Raw genomic sequence first — 11,621 nt, 5'->3', positions numbered from 1 at the left:
TCAGTTAAGGCTTAACGCTGTCACTGTGGGAGGGGGCTTGCTCCCGATAGCGGTGGGTCAGTCGATAAACTGCTGACTGGCACACCGCTATCGGGAGCAAGCCCCCTCCCACAGGTTATCCATCGTCCGCTCTATCGCTTAACTGACTGGCATTAGGGCAAGCCCGCTCACTACATAAGCCCAGCACAACGTGCCATCAATTTGCACCTATCCCCCTTCCCTCGACTAGCGTAAAAAAGTCCCCCTCACTCAATGAAGTTAGAGGCCCGCTATGCCCGTTGCTGTGATTGATGGACAGCCGCTGCACTATCTCGACGAAGGCACCGGCCCAGCCGTCCTGCTGGGCTCCAGTTACCTGTGGGACCGCCACATGTGGGCGCCGCAGATCGAGGCCCTGTCGCAACAGTACCGAGTCATCGTCCCCGAGCTGTGGGGCCATGGTGAATCGGGGCCGTTGCCCGCCCAGACCCGCAGTCTGGACGACCTGGCGCGCCAGGCCCTGGCCCTGCTCGACCAGTTGGACATTGCCCAGGTCAACCTGGTGGGCCTCTCGGTCGGCGGCATGTGGGGTGCGCGCCTGGCATTGAGCGCACCTGAGCGGATCAACAGCCTGATGCTGATGGACACCTACCTGGGCGCAGAGCCCGAGGCCACGCGCCAGTATTATTTCTCGCTGTTCAAGATGATCGAAGACGCCAGCGCCATTCCCGAGCCATTGCTCGATGTGATCGCACCGATCTTCTTCCGCCCGGGTATCGACCGGGAATCGGCGCTGTATCAGGATTTTCGCCAGGCACTGCAGGGTTTTTCCAAAGAGCGCCTGCTGCAAAGCATCGTGCCCCTGGGCCGGCAGATTTTCAGTCGCGCCGACCTGCTGGACCAACTGCCAAAGCTGGACGCGGACACGACCTTGATCCTGTGCGGCGAGCAGGACAAACCCCGACCCCTTGCCGAGTCCCAGGAAATGGCCAGGCTGATCGGCTGCGACCTGATCCTGATTCCGGAGGCCGGGCATATCTCTTCCCGGGAGAATCCGGACTTCGTCAACGAAGCCCTGCTGACCTTCCTCGCCAACAACGCCTGATCGCCCTCCTCCTTGATCGCGGCCTTCGCGCTGCGATCAAAGGCGGAAATGCCCGACCATCCCCTTGAGCTCCGCGCCCAGCTGCGCCAGCTCAATGCTCGACGCCGCGTTACCCTGCATGCTCAGCGCCGACTGATCGGCACTGGCGCGGATGCTGGTGACGCTACGGTTGATCTCTTCAGCAACAGAGCTCTGCTCCTCGGCGGCGGCGGCGATCTGCTGGTTCATCTGCTGAATCAGTGACACCGCTACGGCGATACTACCCAGCGCACTTTCGGTTTCCAGGGCATCACTGACAGCCAGCTTCACCAGCTCACCACTTTGCTGGATCTGCTGCACCGACGCCTGCGCCGCGTGGCGCAGGGTGCTGACCAGCCGCTCGATTTCCTCAGTCGATTGCTGCGTGCGCTTGGCCAGCGCCCGCACTTCATCGGCCACCACCGCAAAACCACGGCCTTGCTCACCCGCGCGGGCCGCTTCGATGGCAGCGTTGAGAGCAAGCAGATTGGTTTGCTCGGCGACGCTTTTGATCACACTCAATACGGTGCCGATATTCTGGATTTCCGCGCTCAGGCTTTCGATGCTGGCGCTGGCACTGTTGCTGGAGGCGGCGAGCGACTCGATACGCTGCAAGCTCTGGCGAACCACCTGCTGACCGCTGTCGACCTTGTCATCCGCCGTCTGCGCGGCTTGAGCCGCCTCTTCGGCGTTGCGCGCCACATCGTGCACCGTGGCCGTCATCTGGTTCATCGCCGTGGCCACCTGCTCGGTTTCCTCCTTCTGACTGCTGACTTCGACGTTGGTCTGCTCCGTCACGCTGGACAGCGAATGCGCCGAGCTGGCCAACTGTTCGATGCCCGCCTGCAGGCCACTGACCATATGGCTCAAGCCGCTGCCCATCTGCTGCATGGCTTGCATCAGCTGGCCCATTTCATCACGGCGACTGACCTCCATGCGCCCGCTCAGATCGCCTGCGGCAATCTGCTGGGCCACGGCTATCACGCTGCGCAGCGGAGCCACAATCAGCCGCGTGATGACCCAGGCCGCAATCAAGCCCACCAACAACGCCAGGGCTGACGATCCGATAATCAGCATTGCGCTTTTCTTGAGTTGCTCCTGCATCGACTGGTCTTCGGCGGCATAGGCCTGGTTGACCCGGCTGACCACTTGCTCGGCCCGGTCATGCAACTGCTTATAGACCTGTTTTTCCTGAGCCAGCAGGCCCGTGTACTCGCCGAGCTTTTCGCTGAACGCGGCAATATGCCCGGACACTTCATTGAGTACGGTCTGGTAACCCGCATCCTTGACCGAGGTTTTCAGTTGTTCGACCTGGGCCAGGGCCTGGTCCGCCTGCTCGATCTTGCCCTGCTCGGCATCATCGGCCTCGGCCTTGCGGCTCTGGTCCAGGCGTACGCGCGCTTCGTTCATGGCTTGCAACATCAGCCTGGACACCTGGCCGACCTGACCCGCCTGCTCGATAAACTCCGCGCCTTCCTTGCCTTGGCTTTCCTTGAGGCCATAAGTACCGTCATCCGCCAGCCCCGACTGCAACACGTCAAGGTTGTTGGCCACGCTGGAGACCGACCAAGTGGCCATTTCCAGGGCCAAGTCCTTGGCCTGGGTCAGCTCGACAAATTCGTCGAACGCCTTGCGATAGGCCGCCAGCGCCTGCTCGACCTCGGTCATCACCGGCACATTGGCGGCGGACCCAGCTTTGAGGGCGGCGGCCTGGGCCGCCAGGGCATCGACACTTTCATGCAAGGCGTCGACGGCCTTGGGGTCGGCGTGCAGGGCGTAGTCCTGCTCGATCAGGCGCACCTTGAACAAGCCGCTATTGAGCGAAGACATCGCCTTGAGGCCCTCGAAGCGCTGACCAACCGTTTGCAGGGACCACACACCAATGGCCGCCACGACGGCCGTCAGCAGTAGCACCAAGGCGAAACCCAGGCCCAGTTTTTTTGCCATACCGAGGTTGGCGAAACGTCGTTGCACGGCCGAAATCATTGCACTTGATCCTCTTGCAATGGCAGATGCCATCAAGCGTGGTTTCCATGCAGCGAGATTCGCAACCACACGCCAACGACACAAGATGCTGGCGTCGGAATAATGGCAAAAAGCTACATGCCCGTCGTTTTCAGGATGGTCGAGGTCGATCTGGCAGGCCCCATGGCGCGGAACAGCGCCAACGCCCGCTGATCAGCAGCATAGGCCACATTGATGCGCAGCCAGTCACTGTGTTCACCGCCCGGGTTGAACAACGCTCCCGGCGACAGAAGCACACCGAGCCGTCGTGCGCAGGCCTGCAGATGAGAATGATCCGCCCAGCCTGGGCGTGCCCACAGGAACATACCGCCGGAAGGTACGGCAAACACCTGCCATTCTTCGTCTTCCAATACCTGCAAGGTCGAGGCCATCTGTGTATTCAGGCGCTTGCGCAGGCGTTGCACCCACTTACGGTACGTGCCGTTGGCCAGCAACGTGGCAACCACCGTTTCAGCAAAACGCGAAGTACCGAGGCCGGTCAGGGTCTTGAGGCTCGCCAATTGTGCAATGACAGAAGCACTGGCACTGAGGTAGCCCACCCGCAGGGCGCTGCTCAGGGTCTTGGAAAAACTGGAAATGTAGATCACCCGGTCATCATGGGGCAGCGCCGCAAGCCGTGTGCAGCTGGCGTGCTGCAGGTCGCCATAAACGTCTTCCTCGATGATCAGGAAATCGTCGTTGCGCGCCAATTGCAGCAAGCGTTCGGCGACCTCACGGCACAGGCTGGTACCGGTAGGGTTGTGATACAGGCTGTGGATGAACAGGCACTTGGGCCGATGGGTGCGCAGCAGCGCTTCCAGCACCGGGATATCCGGGCCACCCTGTGTACGCGGCACCTCCAGCAGCGTGACGCCATGGAACGCCAACTGGCGATAGAGGTTGCCATACCCCGGTGTTTCGACCACCACCGTATCACCCGCCTTCAGCAAGGTACGTATGAGCAGGTCCTGGGCATGGCTGGCGCCATCGGTGGTGAGGATACGGTCGAGGCTGGTGGCGACCTTGATCCGGGTCAGGCGTTTGAGCAGTTGTTCACGCAGCGCCGGCAGCCCCAGGGGCGGGGTGTAACTGAACAGGCCACGGGTATCGGTACGGCTGACTTCACGTACCGCATAAATGAGGTCATCGCTCTCGCGCCAGGCATCCGGTAACCAGCCACATCCCAGTTTCAACTCACCCAGCGGCCCATCGGTATAAGCCCCCCAACCCCGCTCCGCACCTTCATACCAGTGGTTTTCATGCAGGACCGAAGGCTGGGCCACGACGAACCCCGAGCCCTGCTTCGAGACCAGCAGCCCCTGAGCCACCAGCCGATCAAATGCCTCGACCACACTGGACTGGCTCAGCAGGTTATCCAGCGCCAGTTGCCGGACAGAGGGCAGTCGAGTGCCGGGCGTAATCCCACTTGTGCGAATCCATTGCGTCACCGCGCAGACGATTTGCTGCACCACCGGTACAAGGGCTTGTCGATCGATCCCTAAATCCATGCGCCACTCACTTCAACTGTCTGTTATTCAACCCAAAACAGTTAAGCACAGAAGCCCTTGTCGCCCCGCTCTACATTGTTATTAAAGTATTGATTTTATTGACTTATTTACCTTATGACACACATTCAGCCAAGGCCAATTGCCAGCTCTGGAAAAACCTCACATCCCATCAAACCTTTTCAAATAACGGCCTGCATGGATTCCTAGATTGCCGTCGCGCCACCGTCTACCGCCAGCGCGTGGCCCGTGGTGAAAGCCGCACCATCGCTGCACAGGTATAACACCGCGCTGGCAATTTCCTCGACCTTGCCAATGCGCCCGACCGGATGCATGGCGGCGGCAAATTCCGCCTTACGCGGGTCCGCTTCGTAGGCACGGCGGAACATATCGGTATCGATAACGGCCGGGCACACGGCGTTGACGCGGATTTTCTTTTTCGCATATTCGATGGCGGCCGACTTGGTCAGGCCGATGACCGCGTGCTTGGACGCGGCATAGATGCTCATCTTCGGCGCCGCCCCCAACCCCGCGACCGAGGCCGTATTGACGATCGCCCCACCGCCCTGGGCCAGCAACAGCGGCAATTGGTACTTCATGCACAGCCACACACCTTTGACGTTGACCCCCATGATGGCGTCGAACTCATCCAGGCTGCCGTCCGCCAGCTTGCCCTTCTCGATCTCGATCCCGGCGTTGTTGAAGGCATAATCCAGGCGGCCATAGGCGGCAACGGTCTGTGCCATCAACTGCTGCACATCGGTTTCCAGCGTGACGTTGCAACGCACGAACAATGCCTCGCCGCCGGCTTGGCGGATCAGCGCGACGGTGCCCTCACCGCCGTCGACGTCGAGGTCCGCGACCACGACTTTCAAGCCTTCGGCAGCGAACGCCAGTGCGGTGGCGCGGCCAATACCGGCGGCGGCGCCGGTCACCAGGGCGACCTGGCCGGAAAACGTCATGCTCATGGGAATATCCTTTGCAAGAAATGGCGGTGGTTCGAGTCTAGCCAACGGCCTGTACGGCGCGTCAGCACTATCAGAAGGCCGGTTGGCGCTGCATGAATCCCAGTGATAACTGCCCCAGCCTGACTATCAACCCAACCTATCGCGGTGCATTCGCGCCACTCGGACAACCTTGCTCACCGGCCATTGAGGGTCTATCACTCAAGGTTCATTTCTAAAGAGTCCTTGCCATGACTGCCCTGACTAATCGCCAATTCCTGCTCGCCAAACGTCCGGTCGGCGCCGCCACGCGGGACACTTTTACCTACCAGCAAGTGCCGGTGGGCACGCCTGGAGAGGGGCAAGTGCTGGTGCACAATGAATACCTGTCCCTGGACCCGGCGATGCGTGGCTGGATGAACGAAGGCAAGTCCTACATTCCACCTGTGGGAATCGGCGAAGTGATGCGAGCGCTGGGCGTGGGCAAGGTGATTGCGTCGAACAATCCAAAGTTTGCGGTGGGGGACTACGTGAATGGCGCGCTGGGGGTGCAGGATTACTTCCTGGGAGAACCGCGTGGTTTCTACAAAGTCGATCCGAAACTGGCTCCCCTGCCCCGTTACCTGTCGGCCCTGGGCATGACCGGCATGACCGCCTACTTCGCCTTGCTCGACACTGGCGCGCCCAAGGCCGGCGAAACCGTGGTGATCTCCGGCGCGGCCGGTGCGGTGGGCAGCATTGCCGGGCAGATCGCCAAGCTCAAAGGCTGTCGCGTGGTGGGTATCGCCGGCGGTGCCGACAAGTGCAAATTCCTGGTGGATGAGCTGGGTTTCGACGCGGCCATCGACTACAAAAACGAAGACGTCCCCGCAGCGCTCAAGCGCGAGTGCCCCAACGGGGTGGATGTGTATTTTGATAACGTCGGCGGCGACATTCTCGACGCGGTGCTCAGCCGCCTGGCCTTGAGGGCACGCGTGGTGATTTGCGGTGCAATCAGCCAGTACAACAACAAGGAAGCGGTGAAGGGTCCGGCCAACTACCTGTCATTGCTGGTCAATCGTGCGCGCATGGAGGGCTTTGTAGTGATGGATCACGCGGCCAATTTTGCCGCCGCCGGGCAAGAGATGGGCGGCTGGATGGCCCAAGGCAAGCTCAAGAGCAAGGAGGACATCGTAGAGGGGCTGGAGACGTTCCCGGAGACGCTGATGAAGCTGTTCAATGGCGAGAACTTTGGGAAGTTGGTACTGAAGGTGTAGGAGCGAGCTGACTCGCTCCTACACGGATGTATCAGGCGATTTCGGCAACCACCGCCGCCAACGCCTTCGCCGGATCAGCCGCCTGGCTGATCGGGCGACCAATCACCAGGTAATCGGAGCCCGCATCCAGAGCCTGGCGCGGGGTCAGGATACGGCGCTGGTCATCCTGGGCACTGCCCGCCGGGCGAATGCCCGGAGTGACCAGTTGCAGCGATGGGTGCGCGGTCTTCAGGGCCTGGGCTTCCAGCGCCGAACAGACCAGGCCGTCCAGGCCGGCCTTCTGCGCCAGGGCGGCCAGGCGCAGCACCTGCTCCTGAGGCTCGATATCCAGGCCGATGCCGGCCAGATCCTCGCGCTCCATGCTGGTCAGCACGGTCACACCGATCAACAGCGGCTTGGGACCACTGCGCTGCTCCAACACTTCACGGCAGGCCGTCATCATGCGCAGGCCACCGGAGCAGTGCACATTGACCATCCATACGCCCATTTCCGCAGCGGCTTTGACGGCCATCGCGGTGGTGTTGGGAATATCGTGGAATTTCAGGTCGAGGAATACTTCGAAGCCTTTGTCACGCAGTGTGCCGACGATTTCCGCCGCGCAACTGGTGAACAGTTCCTTGCCGACCTTGACCCGGCAAAGCTTGGGGTCCAACTGGTCAGCCAGCTTCAGTGCGGCGTCACGAGTGGGGTAATCCAGGGCGACGATGATAGGAGTCTGGCAGGCGGACATTGGAATGGGCTCTCAGGCAAGTCGAAATCGGCGCGGATTGTAGCGCAAGCAGCGCCGTTGCGGGATCCGATGATCGGTAAATACTGTTCAGCCGTCCATTTCACGGCGTTTCGGGTGATTGTATCCAGCACGATACATTCCCGACATGCGCCCTACACGCCCCACGACTAGCCTCGCGCACATGACCGCCCGTCCAGCACTTCCAGCCATGGGGCTGGGCGCCTATGCTGACAGCAATGACCAGGCAGATGATCGCACCTATGCATACCCCTACCGTCTCTGTAAACGAAGAGCCAAAAGGCGCGGTGATCGCCGAAGACAAGCGCTGGAGCACCCGTGCGCTGATCGTCGATGATGACGTGCCGATTCGTGAACTGCTGATCGACTACCTGGCACGCTTCAATATTCTCGCCACCGGCGTGACCGACGGCGGCGCCATGCGCCAGGCCATGCAAGCCGAAACGTTTGACGTGGTGGTGCTCGACCTGATGCTGCCGGGCGAAGATGGCCTGTCGCTGTGCCGCTGGCTGCGCGCCGAATCGGACATCCCGATCCTGATGCTCACCGCCCGCTGCGAACCGACCGACCGCATCATCGGCCTGGAACTGGGCGCCGACGACTATATGGCCAAGCCGTTCGAGCCGCGTGAACTGGTGGCACGCATCCAGACCATTTTGCGCCGTGTACGCGATGACCGCACCGAGCAACGCGCCAATATCCGCTTCGACAACTGGCGCTTGAACAGCGTGTTGCGCCAACTGGTGGCCGACGACGGCCTGGTGGTGCCACTGTCCAACGCCGAGTTCCGCCTGCTGTGGGTGTTTATCGAACGCCCGCGCCGGGTGCTCAGCCGCGAACAATTGCTGGACGCGGCCCGCGGCCGGTCCATCGAAGCCTTCGATCGCAGCATCGACTTGCTGGTCTCGCGCCTGCGGCAAAAACTCGGGGATGATCCGAAAGCCCCGCAACTGATCAAAACCGTACGTGGCGAAGGCTACCTTTTCGACGCCCGGGACATCGGTTGATGCGTGCCACCTTCAATACGTTGTTCGGCAGGTTGTTCGGTGTATTGCTGGTGGCTATTGTGTTGGCGCACGTGCTGGCGTTCTTTTGGTTTCACCACTACGGCCCGCCGCCACCGCCGCCCCAGGAGACCTTCGTCGAGCAGCCGGACGGTACGATGAAGCCCCTGCGCAAGCACCATCGCCCCTGGTTCGGCGGCCCGGTGGTGCCGCTGACCTTCCAGTTCATCTCGCTGATCATCGCCGCCTGGTATGGCGCGAAGCTGCTGAGCCGGCCGATCCAGCGCCTGAGTGCGGCGGCTGAGCGCTTGAGTGTCGACCTCGACAGCCCGCCTCTCAACGAGTCCGGGCCACGAGAGGCACGCCAGGCCGCATCGACCTTCAACATGATGCAAAAGCGCATCCGCGAGCAGGTCAGCCAGCGCGCACGCATGCTCGGTGCGGTCTCCCACGACCTGCGTACCCCGCTGTCACGCCTCAAGCTGCGCCTGGAGCAGATCGAAGACACCAAATTGCAAGGTCAGATGCGCCAGGACCTGGACGACATGATCGGCATGCTCGACGCGACCTTAAGCTACCTGCACGAACAGCGCACCAGCGAAACCCGGCACTGGCTCGACGTACAGGCGCTGGTCGAATCCCTCAGCGAAAATGCCCAGGACCAAGGCTCCGACGTGCAGTTCGCCGGCACCTGTGCGCCGTTGCAGGTACAGCCGATGGCCCTGCGTTCTTGCCTGAACAACCTGATCGACAACGCCCTGCGCTATGCCGGCACCGCACGCGTGGAGTTGGCGGACAGCCGCGAGGCCCTGGTGATCCGTGTGATCGACCACGGCCCCGGGATTGCTGCCGACAAGCGCGAGGCGGTCTTCGAACCGTTCTTTCGCCTGGAGGGCTCGCGCAACCGCAACTCCGGCGGGGTCGGCCTGGGCATGACGATTGCCAAGGAAGCGGTGGAGCGTCTCGGCGGCCACCTCAGCCTGGAAGACACGCCAGGCGGTGGCTTGACCGCCGTGATGTGGTTGCCGAGGATTTAACGGGGGTTGTCTTCGCGACGCCCCTGCGCCTGGGTCGCACTCCAATCCGTCAGCAGGCTGTAGGCCACCGCCAGCAAGGTCGGGCCGATAAACAGGCCGATGAAACCAAACGCAATCAAGCCGCCGAACACCCCCAGCAGCACAATCACCAATGGCAGGTTGCCGCCTCGACTGATCAGGTACGGCTTGAGCACGTTGTCCACGCCGCTGATGATGAACGTGCCCCACACCCCGAGGAACACCGCGTAGGTGTAATCCCCTTTCCAGGCCAGCCAGGCGGTCGCCGGAATCCACACCAGCGGTGGCCCCATGGGAATCAGGCTGAGCAGGAACGTGACGATGCCCAGCACCAGCGCGCCAGGCACGCCGGCGATGAGGAAACCGATCAGTGCCAGCAAGGCTTGAGCCGCTGCGGTGCCGATCACGCCATTGACCACCCGTTGTACGGTGCCTGCCACCAGTTCGATGTAGTAACCGGCCCGCTCGCCGATCAAACGCTCCAGCAGACGGTGCACAAACACCGCCAGCCGAGGCCCATCCCGGTAGAAGAAGAACACGAACACCAGGCTGAGGGTCAACTCAAGGATGCCGCCGCCGATCTGCGCGCTGCGCGCCAGCAGCCAATTGCCGACCTGGCCCAGATAAGGCTTGATGCTGACCATCAGCGCCGCGCCCTGCTGGTCGATGCTGTCCCAGGTCGCCACCAGGCGCTCGCCGACAAAGGGGATTGAGTTCAGCCAAGCGGGTGCTGCCGGCAGGCCGTCGACCTGGATATCCTTGATCAGGCCCACCGCATCACGCACATGATCGGCCAGGTTGAAGCCCAGCCACACCAGCGGCACCGCCACCAACAGCATCCAGCACAGGGTCAGGATGCCGGCAGCCAGGGACTCGCGCCCCCCCAGCCAGCGGGTGAGCAAACGCATCAGCGGCCAGCTGGCGAACGCCAGCACTGCGCCCCAGAACAGCGCCGACCAGAATGGCGCCATCACCCAGAAGCTGGCACCGAACAGCACCAGCAGCAGGATTTGCACCAGCAGGCGATCGTTATTGAGCATCGGGTATCTCGAGAATAAGGCTGTAGGAGGAGAGCTTAGGCGAACGGCGCGGGTCCGTTCGCCTGGTGACGGTCAGCGTATCAGATGCAGGTGCAAACCCTTAGCGTCACCGGTGCCGGTTTCCATGCGTGCGGCACGCACACCGCTGTCGATCAGGCCCTGGCGCCAGGCTTCGGCCGTTGGCCCGGTCAAACTGACACGCAAGGTGGCGTCCAGGTTCAAGCCACGGGAGATCAAGGTGAGCCAGGCCGGATCGGGTTCGCTCCCCAGTGCAGGGAAATCCAGCTCGCCGGTGCTTTTCAGCTCACGAAGCAAGGTTGCCGAAGTGGGCAGCAAGTCACCCAGGGGCGCACTGGCGTCCAGCTGTTCCACATGCAGATAGGCACGACGGTTGCCCCGAGTGATGCCGTACAGCGCCACCAGGGAGTTGTCCTGCGGCGCCGCCAGCCGTAACAGCAGGTATTCCTGCTGGCCATCGGCGCCGACCAGCTTGGCGTTGCCGAACACTTCATTGGCCCACAGGCTGCTTTCACCGCAATCGCGGGCCTGGCACCAGAACAACAGCTGCGCGCCCTTGGCCTGCAACGCTTCGCGGGTCGCGGTAAAGGCGGCGCTGGAGGTGTGCTCGGCGGGCAGTTCATAGGTAATCGCAGTGGCTTGGCCGCGCGCGGTGGCTTGGCCCTCGTAGCGCAACTGGCCGCTGATCTTGCGGATCGCCCCCATGGGGTAGATGCGCTCCCTGGCTTCAGCGGGGCGGTAATCGACGATCTGCGCGTCGACCTGGCGGGACACTGCCGGCAGATCCTGGCTGCCCGGCACATCGGCGGCGAACACCAAGGGGCTGAAGCAGCACAGCCCGAGGGCACGTATACATCCTTCACGCAGGCTCATCGGATGATTGAGCCCTGGCCATTGGAGGTCGCAGCAGTTTCAAGATGGTTCATGGTTGACTCCCTTTCAATC

At 62.0% G+C, this 11,621-nt stretch carries 10 protein-coding genes and 1 pseudogene; 4 read left to right on the top strand and 7 right to left on the bottom strand.

Annotated elements, in window-relative coordinates; genetic code table 11:
- The first annotated feature begins 271 nt into the window (after positions 1 to 271).
- Positions 272 to 1,084: an alpha/beta fold hydrolase gene (locus tag C9383_RS06440; protein WP_090365926.1), complete on the top strand. Its 813-nt coding sequence runs from the start codon at positions 272 to 274 to the stop codon at positions 1,082 to 1,084.
- A 36-nt stretch (positions 1,085 to 1,120) separates the two neighbouring features.
- Here the strand turns inward: C9383_RS06440 and C9383_RS28600 are convergent, their stop codons facing one another.
- From C9383_RS28600 to C9383_RS06425, 4 genes and pseudogenes are all read right to left on the bottom strand, one after another.
- Positions 1,121 to 1,963 (bottom strand): methyl-accepting chemotaxis protein, encoded by an 843-nt coding sequence (locus C9383_RS28600; RefSeq protein WP_411984597.1) that lies wholly within the window; start codon positions 1,961 to 1,963, stop codon positions 1,121 to 1,123.
- A gap of 18 nt (positions 1,964 to 1,981) precedes the next feature.
- A pseudogene (locus C9383_RS28595) lies at positions 1,982 to 2,179 on the bottom strand (HAMP domain-containing protein); the annotation flags it as partial.
- 1,022 nt (positions 2,180 to 3,201) lie between these two features.
- On the bottom strand, positions 3,202 to 4,614 hold the full coding sequence (locus tag C9383_RS06430) for an aminotransferase-like domain-containing protein (RefSeq protein ID WP_090365929.1): 1,413 nt from the start codon (positions 4,612 to 4,614) through the stop codon (positions 3,202 to 3,204).
- Positions 4,615 to 4,817: 203 nt separating this feature from the next.
- Positions 4,818 to 5,579 (bottom strand): SDR family oxidoreductase, encoded by a 762-nt coding sequence (locus tag C9383_RS06425; protein WP_090365932.1) that lies wholly within the window; start codon positions 5,577 to 5,579, stop codon positions 4,818 to 4,820.
- Positions 5,580 to 5,806: 227 nt separating this feature from the next.
- Here C9383_RS06425 and C9383_RS06420 point away from each other — a divergent pair, with 227 nt between their 5' ends.
- Positions 5,807 to 6,811, top strand: a complete 1,005-nt coding sequence (locus C9383_RS06420) for an NADP-dependent oxidoreductase (protein WP_090365933.1) — start codon at positions 5,807 to 5,809, stop codon at positions 6,809 to 6,811.
- Positions 6,812 to 6,842: 31 nt separating this feature from the next.
- Here the strand turns inward: C9383_RS06420 and pyrF are convergent, their stop codons facing one another.
- Positions 6,843 to 7,541: an orotidine-5'-phosphate decarboxylase gene (gene pyrF, locus C9383_RS06415; protein ID WP_060754493.1), complete on the bottom strand. Its 699-nt coding sequence runs from the start codon at positions 7,539 to 7,541 to the stop codon at positions 6,843 to 6,845.
- A gap of 260 nt (positions 7,542 to 7,801) precedes the next feature.
- Here pyrF and C9383_RS06410 point away from each other — a divergent pair, with 260 nt between their 5' ends.
- Positions 7,802 to 8,566: a response regulator gene (locus C9383_RS06410; RefSeq protein ID WP_090372210.1), complete on the top strand. Its 765-nt coding sequence runs from the start codon at positions 7,802 to 7,804 to the stop codon at positions 8,564 to 8,566.
- Positions 8,566 to 9,600: an ATP-binding protein gene (locus C9383_RS06405; RefSeq protein WP_060754495.1), complete on the top strand. Its 1,035-nt coding sequence runs from the start codon at positions 8,566 to 8,568 to the stop codon at positions 9,598 to 9,600. Before C9383_RS06410 ends, C9383_RS06405 begins: the two co-directional genes overlap by 1 nt.
- Here C9383_RS06405 and C9383_RS06400 read toward each other — a convergent pair.
- Both C9383_RS06400 and C9383_RS06395 read right to left on the bottom strand, forming a co-directional pair.
- Positions 9,597 to 10,658 (bottom strand): AI-2E family transporter, encoded by a 1,062-nt coding sequence (locus tag C9383_RS06400; RefSeq protein ID WP_090365935.1) that lies wholly within the window; start codon positions 10,656 to 10,658, stop codon positions 9,597 to 9,599. The two genes, C9383_RS06405 and C9383_RS06400, sit on opposite strands and share 4 nt — an antisense overlap.
- A 72-nt stretch (positions 10,659 to 10,730) precedes the next feature.
- Complete coding sequence (locus C9383_RS06395) at positions 10,731 to 11,549, bottom strand: DUF4892 domain-containing protein (RefSeq protein WP_090365936.1); 819 nt, start codon at positions 11,547 to 11,549, stop codon at positions 10,731 to 10,733.
- Between the last annotated feature and the right edge of the window lie 72 nt (positions 11,550 to 11,621).

It is taken from the genome of Pseudomonas palleroniana, from assembly GCF_003031675.1.
Taxonomy (GTDB): domain Bacteria; phylum Pseudomonadota; class Gammaproteobacteria; order Pseudomonadales; family Pseudomonadaceae; genus Aquipseudomonas; species Aquipseudomonas palleroniana.
This window is presented reverse-complemented; position numbering and strand designations above follow the sequence as displayed.